Below are 24,459 nucleotides of genomic sequence, written 5' to 3' on the forward strand. Positions count from 1 at the left end.
GGGATATACCGCTGGCCAAACAAAGAAAGGGAGTGGAAAATAAATAGGCCAAAAATATACGACAAAAAGCCCGCTACGAAAGTAACAGGCTTGTATCTCATAACTAATCTAAACTCTGCAGAGACAGACCCCTGCAGAATTTAAGCTTACTCGGCGGCGTCTACTACTTCGCCAACCTGCGGGCGATCAACCAACTCGACATAAGCCATAGGCGCTTTATCGCCAGTACGGAGTCCGCACTTCATAATACGCAAGTAGCCACCTGGGCGGCCTTCGTAGCGTGGGCCAAGCTCGTTGAAAAGCTTTCCTACACTAGCTTTACTGCGTAAACGATCAAACGCCAAACGACGATTTGCCACTGAATCAACCTTCGACAAAGTAATCAGAGGCTCCGCAAACCGGCGCAGCTCTTTTGCCTTTGGCAAGGTCGTTTTGATCAACTCGTGCTCTACCAATGAAGACACCATATTGCGAAACATGGCCTTACGGTGAGAACTATTTCTATTTAACTGACGTCCACTTTGACGATGACGCATGACTCAAACCCTTTAACCGATTGCTATCTCAGCAAACTTTTCTTCAGTGATACCCTGCTAAAAAACGCTCCGGGTACCGCGATAATTTAGTCGTTGTTTTTAAGACTGGCAGGTGGCCAATTCTCTAAACGCATACCTAAAGACAAACCACGTGACGCGAGAATATCTTTAATCTCAGTAAGAGACTTTTTACCTAAGTTCGGTGTTTTCAACAATTCTACTTCGGTGCGCTGAATAAGATCACCAATGTAGTAAATATTCTCTGCTTTCAAACAGTTCGCCGAACGTACGGTTAACTCTAGATCATCCACCGGACGCAGAAGCACGGGATCGATCTGATCTTCCTTCTGCTCTGGTTCAGCTTCTTTCTCGCCTTCCAAGTCTACGAACACAGCTAATTGCTGCTGCAGAATAGTCGCGGCGCGACGAATAGCTTCTTCAGGATCAATAGTACCGTTGGTTTCTAAATCCAATACCAGCTTATCGAGGTCTGTACGCTGTTCAACACGCGCGCTCTCAACCGTATAAGCCAAGCGGCGTACAGGGCTGAAAGATGCATCGAGCTGCAAGCGGCCGATTGCGCGAGTTTCTTCTTCATCGGAACTGCGCGCATCAACTGGCTGATAACCGCGACCACGACCGACTGTCAAGCGCATATCGAGCGTTACATTGCCGGTAATATTGGCAAGCACAAGCTCAGGATTAACAATCTCTACTTCATGATCTAACTGAATGTCACCTGCAGTCACAACGCCAGGGCCCTGCTTAACAAGAGACAATACAGCTTGGTCTTTACCGTGCATAACTACGGCTACGTTCTTAAGATTTAACAAAATCTCAATCACATCTTCCTGAACACCTTCAATCGCACTGTACTCGTGCTGAACGCCAGCGATCTCAACTTCAGTAACCGCACAACCCGGCATTGAAGACAACAATATACGACGTAGAGCATTACCGAGTGTATGGCCAAAGCCACGCTCCAGCGGCTCAAGCACTACTCTTGCTCGAGTCGGCGCTACCTCAGTAACGTCGATATGACGTGGAGTCAAAAATTCATTAACCGCACTCTGCATAGAAACACCTGTAAGTGGTAATTTTCCTAATGAGATAAACCTGCTCAGTAAAACTTACTTAGAGTAAAGCTCTACGATCAAGTTCTCGTTAATATCGGCTGGCAAATCAGCACGATCAGGTACGCGTTTAAACACACCTTCTTTCTTGTCGGTATTCACATCTACCCATTCAACATCCGAACGCTGCGCCGCAATACCCATTGAGTTTTGGATACGTAACTGAGCTTTCGCCTTTTCACGGATAGATACAACATCGCCTTCCTTCACTTGGTAAGAAGGGATATTCAAAGTTTTACCGTTTATCAAAATTGCTTTGTGAGAAACCAGCTGGCGCGATTCTGCACGAGTAGAACCGAAACCCATGCGATAAACAACGTTATCAAGTCGGCATTCCAACAATTTCAAAAGGTTTTCACCTGTTGCGCCTTTACGGCGTGCAGCTTCTTTGTAATAGCTACGGAATTGCTTCTCAAGTACGCCGTAAGTACGACGAACTTTTTGCTTCTCACGCAACTGGACACCGTAGTCGGATAAACGACCGCGACGCTGACCGTGTTGGCCTGGAGCTGCTTCTGCTTTACATTTTGACTCTAATGGACGTACGCCGCTTTTTAAGAAAAGGTCAGTGCCTTCACGACGAGATAATTTACAAGTAGGACCTATATAACGTGCCACTTTTGTTCCTCCTTATACTCGACGCTTCTTGGGTGGACGACAGCCGTTGTGTGGTATCGGCGTCACATCAGTAATATTGGTAATTTTGTAGCCAACATTATTCAACGCACGAACAGCCGACTCGCGACCGGGGCCAGGGCCCTTCACTTCAACATCCAAATTTTTCAAACCATACTCTTGAGCGGCTTGACCTGCGCGCTCCGCTGCAACCTGTGCTGCGAAAGGAGTACTTTTACGCGAACCACGGAAGCCTGAACCACCTGCAGTTGCCCACGACAGAGTATTACCCTGACGATCTGTAATCGTTACGATAGTGTTGTTAAACGAGGCGTGTATATGTGCGACGCCGTCAACAACGGTCTTTTTGACCTTTTTCTTGGTCGTGCTTTTACCACTTGGCTTAGCCATAGTAATAGTTTCCCAAACAAATTAGTGGAAAGTTGAACCGCAGCTTACTTCTTAATAGGCTTGCGCGGACCCTTACGAGTGCGAGCGTTGGTCTTGGTACGCTGACCACGCACTGGCAGATTGCGACGATGACGAAGACCACGTACACAGCCCAGATCCATCAAACGTTTGATGTTCATGGACAGTTCACGGCGTAAATCACCTTCTACTGTCAGCTTTGCAACTTCGTTGCGGATCGAATCCACTTGGGCCTCATCGAGGTCTCCAATCTTGGTAGATTCTGCGATACCTGTAGCCGCACAAATTTGCTGGGCTGAGGTTTTGCCAATTCCAAACACATAGGTTAGGGAAATAACGGCATGCTTATGATCTGGTATATTGACACCAGCGATACGAGCCATCCAACTTACTCCAACTAGACAAGATTTTCAGTGTTAACAGCAGCTTTGGCCACCCCACAGCCCCAAAAGGCGCGCAAGAATAGCCGCAAAACCACTAAATTGCAATAGTGTAGACGTTTCCATCTACACGACAGTTAACACCTCCGATTTATCAGGAACTGAATTCCCGAATGGCTTTAGGTAATAGCTACCCAACACCCTTTAAACACTACAGAAAAATTAGCCTTGACGCTGCTTGTGACGCGGCTCAACACTACAAATTACACGAAGCACACCCTTGCGACGTACAATTTTGCAATTACGGCAAACTTTCTTAACTGATGCACGAACTTTCATTATGATTACCTCAAAAATAAACCGGGAGCCTAGCGGGCGCCCCGCCCATAGGTTTGCAAATTAGCTTTCTTCATCACAGACTCGTACTGATGCGACATCAAGTGCGACTGTACCTGCGACATAAAATCCATAACCACAACCACAACGATCAGTAGTGAAGTGCCACCAAGATAGAAGGGTACGTTCGCTGAAACCATCAAAAACTGAGGTAACAGTGCGACAGCAGCGATGTAAATAGAACCAACTACAGTCAATCGGGTTAAAACATTATCAATAAACTTTGCTGACTGATCACCTGGACGAATACCCGGAATATAGGCACCACCACGCTTCAAATTGTCGGCGACTTCTTTAGGGTTATAGATCATCGCCGTGTATATAAAACAGAATGCTACGATCAAAAAACCGAATATTACAAAGTTAAGCGGTTGTCCCGGACCGATCATCAGAGCGACTTCTTGGAGAATCTCTGCAGCCTTGCCTTCACTCGCATTACCAAACCACTGCGCGATAGATGCTGGGAACAGTAATATGCTGCTCGCGAAGATTACCGGGATAACACCAGCCATATTAATCTTGAGCGGTAAATGGCTTGTCTGTGCTGGGCCTTGCCCCATACGACCCGCTTGCTGGCGGCGCGCATACTGAATTGTAATACGGCGCTGGCCGCGCTCCATTCGAACTACAAACCACACGATCGCTATCGCGGCGAATAAAAGAGCCAATAGCATCAAAATATGCAAGTCGCCTTGACGCGCACTTTCAAATGCCTGCCCTACTGCAGCTGGCAGTCCAGCTACGATACCAGCAAAGATCAACATTGAAATGCCGTTACCGACACCTCGCTCAGTAACTTGCTCACCGAGCCACATCATAAATACGGCACCGGTTACCAACGAAGTTACAGCGATCAAGTAGAAGCTAACCTGATGGAGACCTGCATAAGCCATGCCTTGGCCAGCCATACCAGCCACCATCACAAACGCCTGAACCAACGCGAGCAGGACGGTTAGATATCGCGTGTACTGGCTAATCTTACGCCGCCCCGCATCACCTTCTTTTTTTAGCGCTTCTAAAGTCGGCGATACCGAGCTCATCAATTGCATTATGATCGATGCAGAAATGTACGGCATAATTCCAAGAGCAAGGATACTCATGCGCTCTAACGCACCGCCAGAGAACATGTTAAACATGCCCAAAATCGTACCTTGATTCTGATTAAACAACTGCGCAACCTGCTCCGGATCAATACCAGGAACGGGTATGTGCGTACCCAAGCGATAAACAAGAATCGCCAAAAACAAAAATTTTAGGCGAGACCAAAGCTCGCCTAAACCTTTCTGACTACCTAGCGGCATATTACCCGGGGTTGCCATCTAATCCTCTCTTATTATGTTCGGACTTTGTTTACGGATTCGGCGATTACTCTTCGATCTTACCGCCAGCAGCTTCGATAGCAGCTTTGGCACCCTTGGTTACTGCGATACCTTTTAAGGTAACCGCTTTCTTAATTTCACCAGAAAGGAATACTTTAGCGCGCTTGATATTGGCATTTACCAAATCAGCAGCAACTAATGCAGCCAAATCAACTACATCGCCCTCGACGCTATTGAGTTCAGACAAACGAATCTCTGCTGAAACGCGACCCACTCGGCTAGTAAAACCGAACTTAGGCAAACGCTTCTGAAGTGGCATCTGACCACCCTCAAAACCTGGCTTAACTGAACCACCAGAGCGAGCTTTCAAACCTTTGTGACCGCGACCGGCGGTTTTACCTAAACCACTACCGATACCGCGACCAACGCGTTTTTTAGCGGAAGTGCTTCCAGGAGCAGGACTTAAAGTATTGAGACGCATCTTACTCTCCTTCCACTTTTACCATGTAGTTAACTTTATTAATCATGCCGCGTACAGAAGGGGTATCTTCCACTTCTACAGTATGATTAATGCGACGCAAACCCAAGCCCGCTACACAAGCTCGGTGAGCCTTCAAACGCCCAAAGGCGCTTTTTAGTTGAGTTACTTTAAGCGTTTTCTTAGCCATGTTATTCACCTTAAACCGGTGCTCACTTTCTTGTTAGTGCAGTTTCCCCGAAAGGACAAAACACCAAACTTAATTCAAGATATCTTCAACTGACTTGCCGCGCTTAGCAGCAACAGACTCAGGAGAAGCCATAGCGCGCAGTGCTTCAAAAGTTGCGCGAACAACGTTAACTGGATTTGTAGAACCGTAGCACTTTGCCAATACGTTCTGCACGCCGGCAATTTCCAACACAGAACGCATTGCGCCACCAGCAATTACACCAGTACCCTGCGATGCAGGTTGCATATATACTTTTGAAGCGCCGTGACGGCCACGAGTTGGGTATTGAATGGTATCTCCATTCAGCTCAACCTCGATCATATTACGACGCGCAGCTTCCATAGCCTTCTGGATAGCAATCGGTACTTCGCGAGCCTTACCACGACCAAAACCTACTTTACCGTTACCATCACCAACGACTGTAAGCGCAGTAAACGCAAATATACGTCCACCTTTAACAGTTTTAGCAACGCGGTTTACCTGTACAAGCTTTTCTTGTAAACCTTCGGCGGTACTTTCATCTACTCGTTTATTTTGCTGAGACATAAATCAACCTTTAGAATTCCAATCCGCCTTCGCGAGCTGCATCTGCCAATGCTTTTACCCGACCGTGATATTTAAAGCCGCTGCGATCAAATGCTACAGACGTTACGCCTGCGGATTTTGCACGCTCGGCAATTAACTTGCCTACTTGAGCTGCTGCTTCGACATTACCAGTTTTTCCACCGCGCAAGTCTTTCTCGAGGGTGGAAGCACTAGCCAACACTTTGCCGCCATTTGCGTCGATAACCTGCACATATATATGTCGAGGCGTACGATTGACGCAAAGGCGAGTAACACGCAGGTCACGGATCTTGGCGCGAGCCCGAGTTGCGCGACGTATTCTTGATTGCTTCTTAGCGTTCATATTTAAAAACCTATTTTTAGCTACGTTGCCTAGGGCTTACTTTTTCTTAGCTTCTTTACGACGTACGTACTCATCAGAGTAGCGAACACCTTTACCTTTATAAGGCTCTGGCGGACGGAAGGCGCGAATCTCGCTAGCTACCTGACCCAGCAGCTGCTTGTCGGCGCTCTTCAAAAGCACTTCAGTTTGTGTAGGCGTTTCAACCGTCACTCCCTTCGGTAACTCGTAATCGATTGGATGCGAAAAACCCAATGTCAAATTAACGACATTTCCGGCTGCCTTTGCACGATAACCAACGCCATTTAGCTGCAACCTACGCTCAAAACCAGCGCTTACGCCTTGAACCATATTCGCTACTAAAGCACGCATAGTTCCGGCAAGTGCACGCGATGACTTAGCACCATCACGAGCTGCAAACTTAATGACATTTTCTTCGATACTAACTTCCACATTGTTGTGGACTTGTAAAGCAAGCGTACCATTGCCACCTTTTACGGTTAGCTCTTGGCCGCTTTGCTTTACCTCGACGCCTTTAGGCATCTCAACTGGACTGCTTGCAACACGTGACATAACGAATACCCGTCAATACTATTCCTGTTACAGACTCTGAGTTGTTTCCTAAAATTAGAAAACTGTACAGAGAATCTCACCACCAACACCCGCAGCGCGAGCTGCACGGTCAGTCATAACACCTTTACTGGTCGAAACGATAGCGATACCGAGTCCACCGCGAACTGAAGGAAGCTCGTCCTTGCCAGCGTAGGCACGCAAACCTGGACGACTTACGCGATCCAGCTCTGCGATAACAGGCTTACCTTCGAAATATTTCAGCTCTACGTTTAGCTGGGTTTTAACACCATCTGAAACGGAGAAGTCAGCAATATAACCTTCAGTTTTCAATACGGCTGCCAAGCTTTTCTTCAACTTCGAAGAAGGCATAGCAACATTTACTTTACCGACCATTTGTGCGTTGCGAATGCGTGTGAGCATATCGGCGATAGGGTCTTGCATACTCATAGATTAAGCTCCTACTATTACCTGGATTACCAACTGGCTTTAACCAGGCCGGGCACGTCGCCGCGCATAGCAGCTTCACGCAATTTGTTACGGCACAATCCAAACTTGCGATAAACGCCGTGTGGACGACCAGTAATACGGCAACGATTACGCTGTCGAGCTGGGCTACCGTCGCGCGGTAGTTTTTGTAGCTGTTCTACAGCTTCCCAAACTTGCTCATCAGTGGAATCTACACCGTTGATAATTGCTTTCAGTTCAGCGCGCTTAGCAGCAAATTTGCTAACTGCATTAGCTCGCTTAACTTCACGGGCGATCATTGATTTCTTAGCCATGTCTCAATCAACTCCTAGCCTTTAAATGGGAAGTTAAACGCTTTAAGCAAAGCGCGGCCTTCTTCGTTAGTACGTGCAGTAGTCGAGATACAAATATCCAAACCGCGCAGCTTGTCGATTTTATCGTATTCAATCTCAGGGAAGATAATTTGCTCATCTACACCCATAGAAAAATTACCACGACCATCAAATTGCTTTGGACTAACACCTCGGAAGTCACGAATCCTAGGGATTGCGATACTTACTAGACGATCCAAAAACTCGTACATTTTTTCACGACGCAAAGTAACCTTACAGCCTACAGGCCATCCTTCACGTACTTTAAAACCTGCGATAGAGTTGCGAGCCTTAGTCACCACGACCTTTTGGCCAGCAATCTTCTCGAGGTCAGCAACAGCATTTTCCAATACTTTCTTGTCCCCAATCGCTTCGCCAACACCCATGTTTAAGGTGATCTTGGTGATACGCGGAACTTCCATCACGTTTTTCAAACCCAGCTCGTCTTTCAACTTTTGGGCGATTTCGTTTAGATAAATTTCTTTCAGCCTGGCCATTTTATTCACTCAGTCCGCTTATGCGTCTATCGATTCGCCGCTGGATTTGAAAACGCGAATCTTGTTTCCATCTTCCAACACTTTAAAACCCACACGATCTGCCTTCTTGCTGCTAGGGTTGTAGATCGCTACGTTAGAAACCTGTATAGGAGCTTCTTTTTCAATAATGCCGCCAGCAACACCTAACTGAGGGTTAGGCTTCTGGTGCTTCTTGATCATCTGTATTCCGGAGACGATTATTCGGTCTTCCGAAAGCACACGATTTACCTTTCCGCGCTTACCTTTGTCACGACCGGTGATTACCACCACTTCGTCATTACGTTTAATCTTACGCATAACTATATTTCCTCTTGACCTCTGGGCGCGTTAGAGTACTTCGGGAGCCAGAGAAATAATCTTCATGAACTTTTCACCACGCAACTCGCGGGTAACTGGTCCAAAGATACGTGTTCCTATGGGAGCATCTTGGGCGTTTAAAAGTACGGCTGCATTATCATCAAAACGAATGATTGAACCATCCGCACGACGTACGCCCTTCTTAGTGCGCACAACTACCGCTCTCATAACTTGGCCTTTCTTAACCTTACCGCGGGGAATTGCTTCCTTTACAGTAACCTTAATGACATCGCCCACTCTCGCATAGCGACGATGGGAGCCGCCCAAAACCTTGATACACATCACTCGGCGTGCACCACTGTTGTCGGCCACTTCCAAATAACTTTCTGTTTGAATCATCGTCTTTCTCCGAAACTCTACTTGTGCTCACTACCAAGGACCAAAGACCTCAAGGGTTAAGCACCTGGCGATTCGCTTAGATTTCTGTTGCGCGCTCTTCGATTTTAACCAGAGTCCAAGATTTAGATTTGGACAGTGGGCGCGATTCGGCGATAGTTACGGTATCGCCTGCTTTACTTTCGTTCGTCTCATCGTGCGCTTTAAGCTTTGATGACTTGCTTACGTATTTACCGTAAACAGGGTGCTTAACGCGTCGCTCGATAAGAACAACTATGGATTTATCCATTTTGTCGCTAACAACTTTACCAGTTAGCGTACGAACTAATTTTTCTGCTTCAGCCATGATCAATTACCTACGCTCTGCTTAGTTGCCTGCTTTTTGACGCAGCACAGTCTTAATGCGAGCTATGTCGCGACGGGCTTGCTTTGCCAAGTGAGTCTGATTCAGTTGGCCTGTTGACTTTTGCATGCGAAGCTTAAACTGAGCTTCCAGCTTAGAAAGCAGTTCGCCGTTCAGTTCTTCAACTGATTTTTCGTTAAGTTCTTTAGCATTCATCACATCACCGACCGCTTCACAAAAGTTGTAAGAATAGGCAGTTTCGCTGCAGCAAGAGCAAATGCCTCTCGCGCCAATTCTTCGGAAACACCTTCCATTTCGTAAAGGACTTTTCCTGGTTGAATCTGAGCAACCCAGTATTCAACGTTACCCTTACCTTTACCCTGACGAACTTCCAGAGGCTTTTCAGTAATAGGCTTGTCAGGGAAAACTCGTATCCAAATTTTACCACCACGTTTAACGTGACGAGTCATTGCTCGACGGGCCGCTTCAATCTGACGAGCAGTGAGACGACCGCGGACGACCGATTTCAGTCCGTATTCACCAAAGCTAACTTTGGAGCCGCGATGGGCTAGGCCGCGATTGCGACCCTTCATTTGTTTACGGAATTTTGTACGCTTTGGTTGCAGCATGTGCCTAACCCTTACCTAATTCGTCAAAATTTAGTTATGCGAACTACGAAATTACTTCGAGTTCTTCTTCTTCTGGTTGGACTCAACTTCTTCCATACCGCCAATAACTTCGCCTTTAAAGATCCAAACCTTAACACCAATGATGCCGTAGGTTGTGGCCGCTTCAGCTGTTGCGTAGTCAATATCAGCACGAAGCGTATGAAGAGGTACACGACCTTCTCGATACCACTCGGTACGTGCGATTTCTGCACCACCCAAGCGACCGCCCACCTGAATCTTCACACCTTCAGCACCTTGGCGCATAGCGTTCTGTACCGCACGCTTCATAGCGCGACGAAACATAACACGGCGTTCTAGCTGCTGAGCCACGCTTTGAGCCACTAATAAGGCATCAAGGTCTGGCTTGCGAATCTCTTCGATGTTGATGTGCACTGGCACACCCATCTGACGGCTAATTTCAGCGCGTAGCTTTTCAACGTCTTCACCTTTTTTACCAATCACAATGCCGGGACGAGCAGTGTGAATAGTAACGCGTGCAGTGTTAGCTGGACGCTCGATGTCTACTCGGCTCACTGAAGCGTGGGCCAATTTCTTTTGAATAAAGCTACGAACTTTTAAATCTTCGTTTAGCTTATTCGCGTAATCGTCTTTGCCTGCATACCAAGTTGAGGTATGTTTTTTAACAATGCCAAGACGGATGCCTGTTGGATGTACTTTCTGACCCATAAGTCTTTACTCTCTTATTGATCCGATACTTTTACAGTAATGTGGCAAGTGCGCTTCAAAATACGGTCAGCACGACCCTTGGCACGCGGCTTAATTCGCTTCATTGTCAAGCCTTCATCCACAAATATCGTGGAGATCTTAAGCTCATCTACATCAGCGCCTTCGTTGTGTTCTGCGTTTGCAATAGCAGACTCCAGAACTTTCTTGATGACAGCAGCACCTTTTTTAGGGCTGAAGGCCAACAAATCCAAAGCGTCTTCTACTGTTTTACCGCGGATCTGGTCTGCGACCAATCGAGCTTTCTGCGCCGACATGCCTGCACCGCGTAATTTAGCTGCTACTTCCATCATTATTCCTCGCTAAGTGCGCTTAGCGCTTCGCTTTCTTGTCTGCTACGTGACCACGGTAAGTACGAGTAACCGCGAACTCACCTAATTTGTGGCCTACCATCTCTTCGTTTACCATCACCGGCACATGCTGGCGACCGTTATGTACGGCAAGTGTTAGGCCGACCATACCCGGTAAAATCATTGAGCGGCGAGACCAAGTTTTAATTGGTCGACGATCGTTAGCCTCAACGGCAACTTCCACTTTTTTCATCAGGTGGTGGTCAACAAAAGGACCTTTCTTCAGTGAACGTGGCACTGTTCTTTCCTCTTTTAGCTAGAATGTCGTTGCTTACTTCTTATTGCGACGACGAATAATCATTTTATCTGTACGCTTATTGCTGCGAGTCTTATAACCCTTAGCTGGCGTACCCCAAGGTGAAACCGGATGACGACCGCCCGAAGTACGACCTTCACCACCACCATGCGGGTGATCCACCGGGTTCATCGCAACACCGCGAACGGTTGGGCGAACACCGCGCCAGCGCGTTGCGCCAGCCTTACCAAGCGAGCGTAAGTTGTGCTCGCCATTTGAAACTTCACCTAAAGTCGCACGGCAATCGGTAAGGACCTTACGCATCTCACCACTGCGCAAGCGCAGAGTAGCGTGACGACCTTCACGAGCAACGAGCTGTACAGATGTTCCCGCTGAGCGAGCAATCTGAGCACCCTTACCAGGCTTTAACTCAACACAGTGAATAACACTACCAACCGGAATATTACGGATAGGAAGCGTGTTACCTACTTTGATTGAGGCCATATTGCCAGACTCAATCACATCACCAGCTGACATGCCTTTCGGCGCAATAATATAGCGACGCTCACCATCCAAGTAACACACGAGAGCAATGTTTGCACTGCGGTTTGGATCGTATTCAAGACGCTCTACCTTTGCAGGGATACCATCTTTATTTCGCTTAAAATCAATAACGCGGTAATGCTGCTTATGACCACCACCAATGTGACGGGTAGTAATACGGCCATTATTGTTACGACCGCCAGACTTACTTTGCTTCTCCAGCAAAGGCGCGTAAGGAGCACCCTTGTGTAGATCAGGGTTCACTACGCTAACAACAAAGCGGCGACCAGCTGACGTCGGTTTACGTTTTACAATCGGCATGACATTCCGCTCCTTATTCCGCTATTTCAAAGTCAATCTCTTGACCTTGCGCGAGAGAGACATAGGCTTTTTTCCAGTCACTACGACGACCCATGCCGTGCTTAGTGCGCTTGGTTTTACCTTTTACGTTAAGAACGCGAACGCCGCTAACGTCTACTTTAAACAGTTTTTCTACTGCAGCCTTTACTTCAGCCTTAGTTGCTGTTTTAACCACCTTAAATACTACCTGGTTAGATAACTCAGCAATTGCTGCTGCTTTTTCAGAAACAACAGGGCTTAACAGAACTTTATATAGGCGCTCCTGGTTCATACCAGCACCTCCTCAAGTTTTTTGAGTGCAGACACAGTGATCACAACCTTTTCAAAACGAATCAGGCTAACTGGGTCAATTGCTTGTACATCACGCACATCAACTTTGTGTAGATTGCGAGAAGCCAAGTACAAATTCTCGTTAACCTCTGCAGACACAATTAAGACATCAGACAAATTGTACTGAGCCAACTTCTGCACCAAAGCTTTAGTCTTTGGAGTATCGAGATCAAACTCTTCAACCACCACCAAACGCTCTTGGCGCGCCAACTCAGAAAGAATGCAACGCAAAGCTGCGCGATACATCTTCTTGTTTAGCTTTTGCTCATAGTCGCGAGGACGAGCAGCAAAAGTAACACCACCCGAACGCCAAATTGGACTACGAATGGTACCTGCACGAGCGCGGCCTGTACCTTTTTGACGCCATGGCTTTTTACCGCCACCCGATACGTCTGAGCGTGTTTTTTGTGCCTTAGTACCCTGACGCGCAGCAGCCTGATAAGCCACAACCGCCTGATGCACTAGGTCTTGATTAAATTCTTTACCAAAAGCCACTTCCGATACCGCAACGGTACCTTTGGCGCCTTGAGGCGTAGCAATACTTAATTCCATGATTGACTCCCCCGGGACACTTAACCGTTGTTGCGCAATTTAACTGCTGGACGAACGATCACGTCACCGCCTGGAGCACCAGGAACAGCACCCTTAATCAACAGCAGATTACGCTCAACATCGACCCTGACAACTTCTAGATTCTGAGTAGTACAACGCTCAGCACCCATGTGGCCAGCCATCTTTTTGCCTTTGAAAACGCGCCCTGGAGTTTGACATTGACCAATGGAACCAGGGGCTCGGTGAGACAAGGAGTTACCGTGAGTAGCATCTTGCATGGAAAAATTCCAACGCTTAACACCACCAGCAAAACCTTTACCTTTAGAAGTGCCCGTTACATCAACTTTTTGACCTGCTTCGAATGTCTCAACAGTAAGCTGACCACCAACTTCAAATTGCTCACCTGTGGTGTTGCGCAATTCCCAAGAGCTACGACCTGCTTCGACTTGCGCCTTAGCATAATGGCCCGCTTCTGATTTGGTGACACGGGAGGCTCTACGAGACCCTACAGTTACTTGCACTGCTGCGTAACCGTCGGTTTCTGCGTTTTTAACCTGAGTGATGCGATTAGGATCAACCTCAATCACAGTGACAGGGACGGATATACCATCGTCAGTAAAAATGCGTGTCATACCGCTTTTGCGGCCGACAATTCCAATCGTCATTTCAATAACCTCTAAGTGTACGGGGCTTTCCCATCTTCTAATTGAAGAGGACCCGCTATGGCCGCCCATTTCAGAGCGTTACACGCCTTTCAACTCTACCAACAGCAAACTTGCTGCCAGCGCCAAAAGGCTGTACCTGAAGCCTTAGCCCAGACTAATTTGCACCTCAACACCCGCAGCTAGATCTAGCTTCATCAGGGCATCGACTGTTTTTTCGGTTGGCTCAACAATGTCGAGCAACCTTTTATAGGTGCGAATCTCATATTGATCACGCGCATCTTTATTTACGTGCGGCGAAATCAGTACAGTAAAGCGTTCCTTACGAGTAGGCAGCGGGATAGGACCGCGAACCTGAGCACCAGTGCGCTTTGCTGTATCAACAATCTCTTGCGTAGAGGCATCAATCAACTTGTGATCAAAAGCCTTTAAACGAATTCGAATACGTTGATTCTGCATCTGAACCAAACTCCAAATATTTTTAAAGAACAATCAACGCAACTCACGGCTGTGGGCTGGCTGAAATGAGGGCGCAATTCTAATGACAGAGTAGCCAGCTGTCAACATAGAAAACAATTAATTTTAATATGTCGATTTAAGCGGGTCGGAAGCCAAGTTTACGGCGCTCAGCACTTGGAAAAACGGCGCTCTACAGCATTTTTAATGCCGTGCTCGAGAATCTCTCGCAACCAAAATATAACACCAGAAGCAAAGCGTTCACTGTTAGGTAGGTCACGACCAAACACTAACTCAACATCGAGCAGCGCTGTAACGAGCGCTTGCACCGAGTTAGGCTCGCTAGCCGTTAGCGGATAGCGGTCAGATAAGCTGCGAAGCTCGATTGCCAGAGGGTCCTGAACATCGATTTCAGCCCCTCGCTCATCTACGCCCGAGATGTAGCGCGCCCAGGCCGCAATAGCTAAGCAGTGCAACTCGATATCACCACCGCGCGCAAGCTGATCGCGGGCACTGTCTAGAATCCGCTGCGGTAGCTTTTGCGATCCATCCATTGCGATCTGCCATGTGCGGTGCCGCAGCCCCGGATTTGAGAAGCGCTCTAGGAGCTTATATTGGTAACCCTGTATGTCAAAGCTCGCAGGCAAACTCAAGGTTGGCGCTGCATTTGTCGCCATGAACACAGCGCACATATTAACAAATGCAGCGTTTTGCATCACATCACTAATCGTTTCATAACCGGCCAGGTAGCCACTGTAAGCGAGTAGCGAATGACTACCGTTTAGCAAGCGCAGCTTCATCTGCTCGTAAGGCGCAACATCGCTCACGACCAATGCGCCAGCCTTTTCCCAAGCGGGACGCTCGCCACAAAAGCTGTCTTCGATGACCCACTGACTAAACGGCTCTGCCAAAACGACGCCTTCGTCTCGCACCCCCAAAGCACGCGCCGCCGCATCGCGATCGTCACTTGTGGTCGCCGGTACGATACGATCTACCATGCTCGATGGAAATCTAGTATTGATCGAGATCCAGCTCGCCAAATCAGGGTCAAGCGCCTCTGCGAAAGCGATAACAGCCGCTGCCAGCACTCTTCCATTGTGCGGCAGGTTATCGCAACTTAGCGCGGTAAAGCTGGGCACGCCAGCCGCGCGCCGAGCCGCCAAAGCAGCGACAAGCAATCCCAGCGCCGTCGACGGCGCTGCAGGACACTTTAAATCTGCCACTATAGCGGGATGCGCTAAATTTAACCGCCCAGTCGCAGGGTCTAGGCAATAACCCTTCTCCGTAATAGTAATCGATACCACCGAGACCCGCGGGTCGGCCATCGCCATCACCACCGCCTTTGGGTCGTCGGGCGCAACCAGCACACCAACAACAGAGCCAACTATTTGGCGGCGCTCACCCTCAGCCCCCCGCTCAACGAGTGCATATAAGCCATCCTGCTCGCCCAACTGCTCTCTGACATCAGAGGAGCGCAAGCTACACCCCAAAATCCCCCAGCGCGTATCGCCTCCAGCCAATACGGTATCCGTGTACCACGCTTGATGGGCGCGATGAAAAGCCCCGATACCAAGATGCACGATGCCAACGGTTAGGCTCGCTCGGTCGTAACGCGGCAACTTGGCAGCCGACACGCGCGCCAATGTTTTATTGCTGAGTCGATCCATAGCGTTAACCCCGATTAATTTGACGTAGCTAACGAGAAGCTAAATTCATTTGTAGCGTTAGGACTGAGGTTGAATTCAAACTCAGTCGCAGTGCCGTCTATCATTACCGTAGCTTTATAGTCTCCATAAAACCCGCGAGCCGCGACACGCCCCTCGGTATCAGTAACCAACCCAAAGTCATTCCACCAAGTGCTATAAATAAGCTCTTTCCACGCCTCACCGTTGGGCCGAAGCTGCCAGTCGCTGGTGTACATCGCCGCCTTGGGCAACCAATGAGCATTCGCCCAAAAGCCCCACAACTGGACACCCACGGTGGATGGATGGCTAAAAAAGATGGTTAAAAAGTCGCGGGTATAATCGGCCTGCAGAGCTTCGTCATCCGTATTAATGTCGAGCTCAGTGGCACGAATATCGAGCGCGGGAAAGGCCGAACTATAACGCTCTAACAAGGAGTAGACCTTAGCAATAGAGGTTGGACTTTCGCCGAAGTGGCTCTGCAAGCCGATACCGGTGATAGGCGCTTCGTTTTCAACGAGATAGCGAATGGTGTCTTCATAATGCTGTTGGTGAGCGGCATTCCGTCCGCCAGCGGACAGAATACTGTAGTCATTAATAAATAAGCCGTGACCGGGCATATTGGTACGCGCTCGACTGAACCAATCCAACATCACCCCGTTACCAAATGCGTCCATCAGATAATGATTATCGTAGGGCTCATTAACGACATCCCACTCGTCCACGTAATCTAAGGTCGCCGAGGCAATATCGTCGATATGATCAAGTACGACCTGCTTTGCCGCAGGGTCGGCATTGGCGGGGTCGTCGGGCAAATACTCCTGCATTAGCTCGGGCAGATTGCGCTTCGACGGCCATACCATGACATGACCACGGGTATATAAACCCTGATCGCGCAGCCACTGCAGCGCTGCCAACGTAGTCGTTTTATTAAACGATGCCCCCCACTCGCCCGCCCAAGGCCCCCACTTCAAATCATTTTCTGGGCCGCTCTGATTAAACATTTCGACGACTTTACTGCGATAGGTAGCGCTATCGGCGCTATCGCCCATGAGAATATTGCCCACAGTTACCGACCCAAAATGATATCGGTGTCGCTGAAACTCGACGGCAACTGCTTGCGAGGCGACCGGCGCACCGCTAGCATCTAAAATAGTTAAAGCAAAATCACCCTTGCGGTACTGTTCGATACGCGCCTCGGCTTCTGCGCGCCACTCGGCATCCAGCTCACGGCCCTCATAAGTAGGCTGAGTCATTGGCAGCTGTGCCGCAGTATAGGTGGAACCATAGCTGAGAAGCTCCACGCCCCCGACCTCGAAGACCTGCGCCCGATCGCCAGCACCAACACCAAACTTAAGAGCGATATTTCCCAATGACTCGGCGGCGGTTATGGTTACCGGGAGGTAATACTCTTGCCACTCGCTCGCCGCGCTAATTTCGCGATTTATATACTTATCGTAGGTATCATTCTCAATAAAAACGGTGGTAAAACTATTCCCCGACTCATAACTATTCTCAATCGAGCGGATATATAAGTGGATCAAAACAACGTCATTCTCAGCAACCGCGGCGTTAATATTGAAACTTAACTGGCCATTCCAAAACTCCCCCGTCGGGCTCTGAACACTGATACGCGTTGCCTCGGTGAATTCGCTATGATCCGCAACCACAACAGATCGCGTCGCCACAGGCTCGCCCTCGACTTCACTATTGCCACCCCAAAAGCTCGCCGCCGTCGGGGCACCATCAATAAGCACCACACCGCCTGCAGGCGCCGTTGCAGGGCGCGTTGGCGTACCGCTAGGCTCGACTGTAGGCTCATTTGAGGGAAGCATGGTTGGCTCCAGCGTCGGCGCTGCCGTTGGCTCCAACGTTGGCGCGGTGGTTGGTACCGGCGTTACTTTGCCACCATCAGAGGGTTTCGCCGACGAACCACAACCAACCAAAGCAACGCCCAACAACAGCGCGACCGCCAACGACCGCCCCGCAAGCGAGAGCCGCTTTAGTATCACCAACACCATCTCCAGCTTAAAAACATCTCGACCAAGCATAACTAACACCCATTTTGATTGCGGCCGAGGGTTGCCCCAACCTTAACTAAAGACAGCAGACAGTATGTAACTCACCCAAACCTTGCAAGTGGTTTTTCAATCAAGCCGGAGAGAAATACAGAGCCGTAAAATTTGACGCGGTTATCACAATGGCGCATTTACACTCATTAGATTTACTAACCCGAAAAACAAAAACCAATACTATTTAATTATTTTTAAAATGCAGTAACTAACACTATAATATCGATCTATATTCCTTTTTGATAATTATCGCGCCAAACACCCTAGAAGCAAGGATTAGATTTGCCTCCCCAAAAACATACCCTAATTGTTCCCCTATTCGTTATCTTCAGCTATCTCGCTGCCGCAGACTACGCTCATCCACAAGCAGCAGAACAGCAACCCTCGGTTCGTCTCGGGCCAACCACAAACGTCACTAGGCCTAGCAATGCAACCCCAACAACGAGTCTCGAACTAGAAGACATCGCCAACACGACCCTAAGCTTGTTTGAGTCCCAGGGCACTGGCGTGAAAATCCAAGGGCTGCCACAAGTTCGCACCGAACTGAACGGGCGCGACGTGTTTACCGTCCCCAACGGTCATGGGCTCAGCTGGTCGGACGTATCGCGCGAGTGGATGGAAGGCGTCGACACCTACAAAAGCCCCGATGCCAGCATGATTGAAGGCAGCGTCGGCGGCACTTACAACATTCGAACCAAACAACCCCTCAACCTAGGCTCTAACACCGCGCTTTATAATCTTGGTGTTAACTATGGAGATCTCGCACAAGAGTTGCGCCCACAGCTAAGCGCACTCAGCAGTCATCGCTGGGGAACGCAATATGGCAACTTTGGCTGGCTAACCACCATTAAATATCAAGAGACGGCACGCCAGACTGATAGCTTCCAACTCGAGCCCTATATTCGCCGATTCGACATCGACGACACACAAGCCTTTATACCCCGAGGCATCAAATGGAAACGGGAGAACCGCGACGAGCAACATCAAACCTTCGCCTCGGTTGCCCAGTGGGCTCCAACCCCACTGCTAACCCTAACCTTGCAAAATATTGTGGCCCTAGTTAACACCCACAACCGCAACTCGACCGTCGGCTTGCGCGACTCAGACACCGGCTTGGTTGCCGCTGAAAACAGCCATTTCGAACTGTCGCCCAACGGCCAATTTTTGTCTGGCCAGCTTGAATCAAATGCTTGGCGTGGCGATGTAGCCGGGAATGGCGTGCGCTTAAATGGCTCGACTCAAGTGGCCACACGAGACAACAAAACCCAAGAGCACAGCCTCGCTTTTGCTTGGGTAGCGAACAACAAACTCGCATTACAGGGCGACATACAGTACGTAAAAGCGAAAACAGAAACTCTAGACTTTAGCGTTACCACCAGCCGCTACGTCGAACAGTTCTATCTCGATCTGCGTAGCGCTCAACCACAACTATCGATTGACGCCAACACGCCCAATCACGACGAAGGTTACTTCTGGAACTCGGCAATGGACCATATTGAGTCCAGCCAAGCTGAGTTGAGCGCATTTAAACTCGATGGCGCATACCAATTGACGAATGACTTTGGCATTCGCGCACTGCGCTTTGGTGGGCGCCTCAGCCAAGAACAAACGGACCTTTTGGACGCGGGCTACAACTGGGGATCACTTAGCGACAACTGGAATTTACCACTGCAATACGTCAGCACGAATCACCCCGAGCACACGGAGTATCGTCGCTTCGATCACTTCTATCGCAGCGACAGCGCCGTCAAAACAGGTTTTGTCTTCCCCGCCTTCGCCTTGGTATCCGATATGGCGCTAGCCTCGCAGCTACTGCCTAACGAAATAAAATCCGGTGACGAAAACGAAGGCTGGCACGCCGACAGCTTTTCCTTTGAGGACGCCAAACAAGTAGAGCGCAATACCTCAGCCCTTTATTTAATGCTGAAGCTTGGCTACGAAGCGACACCGCTCGGCGCAAGTGAAGGACACCTTGGCTTGCGCCTCGTTGAGTCCAACGTAAATGCTCAAGGTTTTGGGGAATACGTTCTTCTGGAGGATGAAGGCGATACCCTCGACGATGCCGAACAGGACTTTGCCAATGGTTCGTTTACCGCACGTAAAGATACCGATCAGACAACGCACGCCCTCCCCAGTGCCTACATTCAATTTGAGCTGTCACCTCGCTGGCTGTGGCGTGTAGCTGGCTCTAGCACCTTGGCGCGCGCGCGCACAGATCAAATTCGTTCCTACGCTAGCGTTCGAGCCGAAACCGAAACAGTCGATGTTAATGGCGAGGGCGTTACGCGGGTTAAGCGCTGGCTGGGCAGCACTGGTAACCCACAGCTAAAACCGGTAAGAGTTGAACAATACGATACCAGCCTCGAATGGAACTTTGCCGAAAGCGGCAGCGCCTATACCGCCGCATTTTATAAGAAGCTTCGCGACTCGATCGAGCGCAGCGTGGTTGAGGAACAATTCACCAACAACGGTCAAACTCGACTGGTCGAAGTGGAAAAACTGATCAACGCCGGCGACTCAAATATTGAAGGTATAGAATTTGGCTTGCGGCAAAAGCTGGGATTTCTGCCCGGCGCCTTGCGGAATATAGCCTTGCAAACGGCCTACACCCATATGCGCAGTGAAAGCGGCACCCAAATCGCCGATGAAAAATTACCAATTGAAGGGCTCTCCAAAAATACTCTGTCGCTATCTGGAACCTACCAGAATCAACGACTCAGTATTACCTTCAACTACAACTGGCGAGACGACTCACTGCAGTCGGCAATCGACCTGGAAACCAACCGCCCCACATGGCAGAAATCCAGCGGCCGTCTCGGCGCCTCGGTGGCCCTGCGTTTAAGCGATCGATTGCAGATAGCCTTGGATGGCCAGAACCTTGGCGGCAGTGAATCTAGAACCGAGCGCGGCCCCTATGAATATGAAGATGGCTATTTCGATAACCAGCGCTACGCCAACCGTTTTGCCGTAGATGACCGTCAGTGGCGGCTCACCTTACGCGGCGAAATTTAAAACTAGATTACTCCGCAACAGGACGCTTACCCAATTTGCGCTGTAGAGTACGGCGATGCATTTTCAACTGTCGCGCCGTTGCGGAAATATTGCCGTTGTTTTCGTTCAACACCTGTTGAATATGTTCCCACTCCAAACGCCGCAAAGACGGGCCGGCCAAATCGTCACTTAAGCTACCGAGTTCACCATCCTGCGCTTCTTCGTGTTCGGTAAATGCCTGAATAATTTGATCGACAGTGGCAGGTTTTGGTAAATAGTTTGTCGCACCCAACTTAATCGCTTGCACCGCGGTGGCGACACTGGCGTAGCCAGTTAACAACACAATTTTTATTGCTGGGCTTTCCCGCAGTAGCGTTTCAATCAAGGGCAAGGACACACCGTCCTCAAGTTTTAAATCGAGCAACCCAAACTCAAAGCCACTCGCACCATTGGCTTTTTTGTAACGCTCAAAAGCACCGATAGACGCAAAATGTAGAACATCAAAACCTCGCCGAGTAAACGCCCGAGTGGTAACTGCCGCGAGCACTTCGTCGTCTTCAATATACAAAAGTTTGCTCACAGGGCCTCCAGTAAAAGCGGCAATTCGACGCGCACTTGTTTACCCTTCTCAGCGCCAATCAAAACCACCCTGCCACCCATTTTTTCGATTGTACTATTTGCTAGAAAAACACCGATACCTAAACCTCCGGGCTTACTCGACTGTACAGGCTTACCCCAATTTAAAGGTAAATCCGTGGGCCACACTCCGTCGTCTTCTATCTCGATAAATAAAACCGACTCGCTAGCGGACACTTTTATCAGCACCTGTTCACGAGCCGATTGCAGTGCGTTATCAATCAGATTGATCAGCGCGTGACGCAGAAGAAGACTGTAGCCAAGTGGCTTGCTCGCGGCGACTGCATCTATTCTGAACTCGGGTTGAGCATCGGGACTCATAATTCGGTAATGCTCTTTTAGGTCTTCCAACAACTGTTCAACCGGCTCGCGCTCTTGACCTTCGTCCTCCTGCTCCGCCAGCAAACTCAGCTTTTTCATGGTAGCTTTACAGCGCTCAATCTGATTCATCATCAGATGAATATCCGCCTGGGCTTCGCTTGTTTTTTCCCCTGCTAAACGCTCGCCGAGTAGCACCATCAAAGTAGATAGCGGCGTACCCAGAGCATGCACGGTCGAGGCCGCAAGTGTGCCTATGCCAACAAGCTGTTCACTCTTTAAATTATCTTCGCGTATTTCACTTAAGCGCTGCTGATACGCTCGCAACGCAATCGCGAGCTTGGACACAAAGTAGCTAACCACTAAGGCACTACCAAAAAAATTCACCCACATACCGAACAAATGCAAACGGTAATCACCGGTCATATGGTTAAAGTGATCCTTTAAATCTAGGTACATCAATACCGAATAAAACACCACGGTACTACCACTAAACCACCAGCAGACTCGAGTATTAAAAATGGTCGCGCTAATCGCAATCAAGACCAAGAAATAATAAATAAACGGATTGGTTGAACGCCCGGTCAACAACACCACAGCGATCAACCAAGCACAGTCCACCAGTAATTCGCGGAAAAGATGAGCGTCGCTCAACTGCTGCTCAAGTCGCAACGTGAGGTGAATCCAACCACTCCACGCTAGCCCAGTAAGCGTGATAGAAACAAGTAGCGAATAATTTAACGACAAGTCCAGCTGAAAATAACTGTATATCAAAGCTAAAAGCAGCAGCCCCAGCACAGCCAAACGCAGCTGCATAAGCTTGCGCATGATCAATACTCGGTTACCGGAAACCGCGTCGTTAAAGAGAATTTGTGAGGCCATGATCCTACTGTACTCGCTGCGATACCCTGTTACCAATCCGCCGCTATAGCAGGCGAATTAAGTGGCATCTAATGTAAAAATAAAAGTGTATCAGACCAACGAAAAACGCCCCTAACAAGGGGCGAAAATGTCACCATAAAATAACTTACCCTGTACATGAATAAGTGTACTCGCCGCCGAGCTTCCAGAGTCTTAAATCAACCGCAGGGCAAGTTTCGACACTATAGGCTAGCTGCCGAGTATGAAGAAGTGACAAATTGTCGCAGCAGCCGCAGAAACCCCACAGCATGCCATAGCGTCACACCCTAGCAACGGGAGCCTTATAAAGCAGCGTCAGAGCCAAAACTAAGGCCACCAACACTAAGGGTATACACATCAGGAGCTGCACCGACCAACCCATGGCATAGACCACCCAGCCAGCACTGAGCGAGGCGGTCGCTTGCATGGTAAACACCACGCCATCATTTAACGCTTGCACCTTGTGCCGCTCGCTAGCGAGATAGGTTTGCGGTAACAGCGTAGTGCCCCCCACAAACAAGAAGTTCCAGCCTACGCCAAGTAAAACCAAGGACCACCAGAAATGCATAACCTGATGACCCAGCATGGCAACCACAAGTACGAAAACATAGAAAAGTGCGCCGAGAAGCAAAACCCAAGCAATACCGATTTTCTCGATAAGCTTGCCGGTAACAAGTGAGGGTAAAAACATTGCCAGCAAATGCGCCTGTATGACCCATTTCGCATCGGCAACGGAGTGACCAAACCCTTGATGCATAACCATCGGAGTGGACGTCATCAAAAAGCTCATCACCGCATAGCCAACCGCCGCTGCTGCCAACGCCACTAAAAATAGAGGCTGCCGAGCTATCTCCAACAACGGGCGCACCGGCTCAGAGCTATCATCTAGCTCTACCAGAGGCGCCCTAAACCCGCTAAGCACAATTGCTGCAATCATAATTACCACAACAAACAAAACAAATGAGCCACTGAAGTTCTCTGCACCACCAAACATTCCCTGACCGCGCAAACCAAGCTCAGTGCCCAGCAGGACGCCGACGGAACTTCCCAACAACAATAGCGAGAGTGCCGAAGCGATCTGACTTTTAGTTTGAACACTCTCGATTACAGCGAAGCGAAACTGCTGCGTAAACGAGGAGCCCAAACCGAGAATGACAGCCCCGCCACACAAAACCGCAAAGCTACTAATATAGCAGCCCCAGGCACACACCAAGCCACTCAGAGCCAAACAACACAGACCGACATAGGAACCGGCTTTGCGGCCGAGATACTTGAGTATATAGATCGCAGGGACCATACCTGTGGCCGCCCCCAAAACAACGCAAGCTATTGGTAACGTGGACCACTTTGGTGACGGTGCAAGTTCAGCTCCCGCCAGCCCGCCCGCTAAGATAAATAGCGGTGCAGCGGCCATGGCCAATGCCGAAACGAGTGTTAATAACCAAATATTCCTAGGAAACCGTTTACATTCAATCATGTTTTTCTCAAACACTACCTGCAATCCTTTATATTAAACACAGCATGACTCGGATACGCGCAAAGCGCTACGACTATTCATTT

The 24,459-nt window shown here is 49.0% G+C and carries 34 protein-coding genes; 1 reads left to right on the forward strand and 33 read right to left on the reverse strand.

The window, feature by feature from the left end; all coding sequences use genetic code 11:
• Window positions 1-146: 146 nt before the first annotated feature.
• The 30 genes from rplQ to IDZ20_RS02220 form a co-directional block, all read right to left on the reverse strand.
• Window positions 147-536: a 50S ribosomal protein L17 gene (gene rplQ / locus IDZ20_RS02075; protein WP_188149771.1), complete on the reverse strand. Its 390-nt coding sequence runs from the start codon at window positions 534-536 to the stop codon at window positions 147-149.
• A gap of 86 nt (window positions 537-622) precedes the next feature.
• Window positions 623-1,612, reverse strand: a complete 990-nt coding sequence (locus IDZ20_RS02080; protein WP_188149772.1) for a DNA-directed RNA polymerase subunit alpha — start codon at window positions 1,610-1,612, stop codon at window positions 623-625.
• A 54-nt stretch (window positions 1,613-1,666) separates the two neighbouring features.
• Window positions 1,667-2,287 carry a 30S ribosomal protein S4 gene (rpsD, locus tag IDZ20_RS02085; RefSeq protein ID WP_188149773.1) on the reverse strand — a complete coding sequence of 207 codons (621 nt, stop codon included), beginning with the start codon at window positions 2,285-2,287 and terminating at the stop codon, window positions 1,667-1,669.
• 12 nt (window positions 2,288-2,299) lie between these two features.
• Window positions 2,300-2,695 carry a 30S ribosomal protein S11 gene (gene rpsK, locus IDZ20_RS02090; protein ID WP_188149774.1) on the reverse strand — a complete coding sequence of 132 codons (396 nt, stop codon included), beginning with the start codon at window positions 2,693-2,695 and terminating at the stop codon, window positions 2,300-2,302.
• A gap of 44 nt (window positions 2,696-2,739) precedes the next feature.
• Window positions 2,740-3,096 (reverse strand): 30S ribosomal protein S13, encoded by a 357-nt coding sequence (gene rpsM, locus IDZ20_RS02095; RefSeq protein ID WP_188149775.1) that lies wholly within the window; start codon window positions 3,094-3,096, stop codon window positions 2,740-2,742.
• 219 nt (window positions 3,097-3,315) lie between these two features.
• Window positions 3,316-3,432, reverse strand: a complete 117-nt coding sequence (rpmJ, locus tag IDZ20_RS02100) for a 50S ribosomal protein L36 (RefSeq protein WP_080516688.1) — start codon at window positions 3,430-3,432, stop codon at window positions 3,316-3,318.
• Between the two features lie 29 nt (window positions 3,433-3,461).
• The gene (gene secY / locus IDZ20_RS02105) at window positions 3,462-4,808 is read right to left on the reverse strand and encodes a preprotein translocase subunit SecY (protein ID WP_188149776.1); all 1,347 of its coding nucleotides are present in this window, start codon (window positions 4,806-4,808) and stop codon (window positions 3,462-3,464) included.
• Between the two features lie 46 nt (window positions 4,809-4,854).
• Window positions 4,855-5,289 carry a 50S ribosomal protein L15 gene (gene rplO / locus IDZ20_RS02110; RefSeq protein WP_188149777.1) on the reverse strand — a complete coding sequence of 145 codons (435 nt, stop codon included), beginning with the start codon at window positions 5,287-5,289 and terminating at the stop codon, window positions 4,855-4,857.
• 1 nt (window position 5,290) lies between these two features.
• The gene (gene rpmD, locus IDZ20_RS02115) at window positions 5,291-5,476 is read right to left on the reverse strand and encodes a 50S ribosomal protein L30 (protein ID WP_188149778.1); all 186 of its coding nucleotides are present in this window, start codon (window positions 5,474-5,476) and stop codon (window positions 5,291-5,293) included.
• Window positions 5,477-5,545: 69 nt separating this feature from the next.
• Window positions 5,546-6,061, reverse strand: coding sequence for a 30S ribosomal protein S5 (gene rpsE / locus IDZ20_RS02120; RefSeq protein WP_188149779.1), 516 nt, complete (start codon window positions 6,059-6,061; stop codon window positions 5,546-5,548).
• Between the two features lie 10 nt (window positions 6,062-6,071).
• On the reverse strand, window positions 6,072-6,422 hold the full coding sequence (gene rplR / locus IDZ20_RS02125) for a 50S ribosomal protein L18 (protein WP_188149780.1): 351 nt from the start codon (window positions 6,420-6,422) through the stop codon (window positions 6,072-6,074).
• A 36-nt stretch (window positions 6,423-6,458) separates the two neighbouring features.
• On the reverse strand, window positions 6,459-6,992 hold the full coding sequence (rplF, locus tag IDZ20_RS02130) for a 50S ribosomal protein L6 (RefSeq protein ID WP_188149781.1): 534 nt from the start codon (window positions 6,990-6,992) through the stop codon (window positions 6,459-6,461).
• Between the two features lie 54 nt (window positions 6,993-7,046).
• Window positions 7,047-7,439, reverse strand: a complete 393-nt coding sequence (gene rpsH / locus IDZ20_RS02135) for a 30S ribosomal protein S8 (protein ID WP_188149782.1) — start codon at window positions 7,437-7,439, stop codon at window positions 7,047-7,049.
• Between the two features lie 26 nt (window positions 7,440-7,465).
• The gene (gene rpsN / locus IDZ20_RS02140) at window positions 7,466-7,771 is read right to left on the reverse strand and encodes a 30S ribosomal protein S14 (protein WP_188149783.1); all 306 of its coding nucleotides are present in this window, start codon (window positions 7,769-7,771) and stop codon (window positions 7,466-7,468) included.
• 14 nt (window positions 7,772-7,785) lie between these two features.
• A complete protein-coding gene (gene rplE / locus IDZ20_RS02145) occupies window positions 7,786-8,325 on the reverse strand; it encodes a 50S ribosomal protein L5 (RefSeq protein ID WP_188149784.1) in 540 nt (179 codons plus the stop codon).
• A gap of 18 nt (window positions 8,326-8,343) precedes the next feature.
• A complete protein-coding gene (rplX, locus tag IDZ20_RS02150) occupies window positions 8,344-8,661 on the reverse strand; it encodes a 50S ribosomal protein L24 (RefSeq protein WP_188149785.1) in 318 nt (105 codons plus the stop codon).
• 30 nt (window positions 8,662-8,691) lie between these two features.
• Window positions 8,692-9,060, reverse strand: coding sequence for a 50S ribosomal protein L14 (rplN, locus tag IDZ20_RS02155; RefSeq protein ID WP_188149786.1), 369 nt, complete (start codon window positions 9,058-9,060; stop codon window positions 8,692-8,694).
• Window positions 9,061-9,136: 76 nt separating this feature from the next.
• Window positions 9,137-9,403, reverse strand: coding sequence for a 30S ribosomal protein S17 (gene rpsQ / locus IDZ20_RS02160; RefSeq protein ID WP_188149787.1), 267 nt, complete (start codon window positions 9,401-9,403; stop codon window positions 9,137-9,139).
• Between the two features lie 21 nt (window positions 9,404-9,424).
• On the reverse strand, window positions 9,425-9,616 hold the full coding sequence (rpmC, locus tag IDZ20_RS02165; protein ID WP_188149862.1) for a 50S ribosomal protein L29: 192 nt from the start codon (window positions 9,614-9,616) through the stop codon (window positions 9,425-9,427).
• Entirely contained in the window at window positions 9,616-10,029 is a 414-nt protein-coding gene (gene rplP / locus IDZ20_RS02170; RefSeq protein WP_188149788.1) for a 50S ribosomal protein L16, read from the reverse strand. Before rplP ends, rpmC begins: the two co-directional genes overlap by 1 nt.
• Before the next feature lie 51 nt (window positions 10,030-10,080).
• Window positions 10,081-10,755, reverse strand: coding sequence for a 30S ribosomal protein S3 (gene rpsC, locus IDZ20_RS02175; RefSeq protein WP_188149789.1), 675 nt, complete (start codon window positions 10,753-10,755; stop codon window positions 10,081-10,083).
• 14 nt (window positions 10,756-10,769) lie between these two features.
• Window positions 10,770-11,102, reverse strand: a complete 333-nt coding sequence (rplV, locus tag IDZ20_RS02180) for a 50S ribosomal protein L22 (RefSeq protein WP_188149863.1) — start codon at window positions 11,100-11,102, stop codon at window positions 10,770-10,772.
• A gap of 22 nt (window positions 11,103-11,124) precedes the next feature.
• Window positions 11,125-11,400 (reverse strand): 30S ribosomal protein S19, encoded by a 276-nt coding sequence (gene rpsS, locus IDZ20_RS02185; protein ID WP_188149790.1) that lies wholly within the window; start codon window positions 11,398-11,400, stop codon window positions 11,125-11,127.
• Between the two features lie 33 nt (window positions 11,401-11,433).
• Window positions 11,434-12,261 carry a 50S ribosomal protein L2 gene (gene rplB / locus IDZ20_RS02190; protein ID WP_188149791.1) on the reverse strand — a complete coding sequence of 276 codons (828 nt, stop codon included), beginning with the start codon at window positions 12,259-12,261 and terminating at the stop codon, window positions 11,434-11,436.
• Window positions 12,262-12,274: 13 nt separating this feature from the next.
• Window positions 12,275-12,571, reverse strand: a complete 297-nt coding sequence (rplW, locus tag IDZ20_RS02195; RefSeq protein ID WP_188149792.1) for a 50S ribosomal protein L23 — start codon at window positions 12,569-12,571, stop codon at window positions 12,275-12,277.
• Window positions 12,568-13,182, reverse strand: coding sequence for a 50S ribosomal protein L4 (gene rplD, locus IDZ20_RS02200; RefSeq protein ID WP_188149793.1), 615 nt, complete (start codon window positions 13,180-13,182; stop codon window positions 12,568-12,570). Before rplD ends, rplW begins: the two co-directional genes overlap by 4 nt.
• Before the next feature lie 20 nt (window positions 13,183-13,202).
• Window positions 13,203-13,847 (reverse strand): 50S ribosomal protein L3, encoded by a 645-nt coding sequence (rplC, locus tag IDZ20_RS02205; protein WP_188149794.1) that lies wholly within the window; start codon window positions 13,845-13,847, stop codon window positions 13,203-13,205.
• A 144-nt stretch (window positions 13,848-13,991) separates the two neighbouring features.
• A complete protein-coding gene (gene rpsJ, locus IDZ20_RS02210) occupies window positions 13,992-14,303 on the reverse strand; it encodes a 30S ribosomal protein S10 (RefSeq protein WP_085158858.1) in 312 nt (103 codons plus the stop codon).
• 167 nt (window positions 14,304-14,470) lie between these two features.
• Window positions 14,471-15,967 (reverse strand): mannitol dehydrogenase family protein, encoded by a 1,497-nt coding sequence (locus tag IDZ20_RS02215; RefSeq protein WP_188149795.1) that lies wholly within the window; start codon window positions 15,965-15,967, stop codon window positions 14,471-14,473.
• 14 nt (window positions 15,968-15,981) lie between these two features.
• Window positions 15,982-18,033, reverse strand: a complete 2,052-nt coding sequence (locus IDZ20_RS02220) for an endo-1,4-beta-xylanase (protein WP_245792055.1) — start codon at window positions 18,031-18,033, stop codon at window positions 15,982-15,984.
• Window positions 18,034-18,336: 303 nt separating this feature from the next.
• Between IDZ20_RS02220 and IDZ20_RS02225 the strand changes: the two genes are divergently transcribed.
• Window positions 18,337-21,066 carry a TonB-dependent receptor gene (locus IDZ20_RS02225; RefSeq protein ID WP_188149796.1) on the forward strand — a complete coding sequence of 910 codons (2,730 nt, stop codon included), beginning with the start codon at window positions 18,337-18,339 and terminating at the stop codon, window positions 21,064-21,066.
• A 7-nt stretch (window positions 21,067-21,073) separates the two neighbouring features.
• Here the strand turns inward: IDZ20_RS02225 and IDZ20_RS02230 are convergent, their stop codons facing one another.
• From IDZ20_RS02230 to IDZ20_RS02240, 3 genes are all read right to left on the reverse strand, one after another.
• The gene (locus tag IDZ20_RS02230) at window positions 21,074-21,625 is read right to left on the reverse strand and encodes a response regulator transcription factor (RefSeq protein ID WP_188149797.1); all 552 of its coding nucleotides are present in this window, start codon (window positions 21,623-21,625) and stop codon (window positions 21,074-21,076) included.
• Window positions 21,622-22,881, reverse strand: a complete 1,260-nt coding sequence (locus IDZ20_RS02235; RefSeq protein WP_188149798.1) for a sensor histidine kinase — start codon at window positions 22,879-22,881, stop codon at window positions 21,622-21,624. Before IDZ20_RS02235 ends, IDZ20_RS02230 begins: the two co-directional genes overlap by 4 nt.
• A gap of 298 nt (window positions 22,882-23,179) precedes the next feature.
• Window positions 23,180-24,391 (reverse strand): MFS transporter, encoded by a 1,212-nt coding sequence (locus IDZ20_RS02240; protein WP_245792056.1) that lies wholly within the window; start codon window positions 24,389-24,391, stop codon window positions 23,180-23,182.
• Window positions 24,392-24,459: the final 68 nt, after the last annotated feature.

Origin of the sequence: Teredinibacter waterburyi (assembly GCF_001922985.1) — a bacterium.
GTDB classification, from domain to species: Bacteria; Pseudomonadota; Gammaproteobacteria; order Pseudomonadales; family Cellvibrionaceae; genus Teredinibacter; species Teredinibacter waterburyi.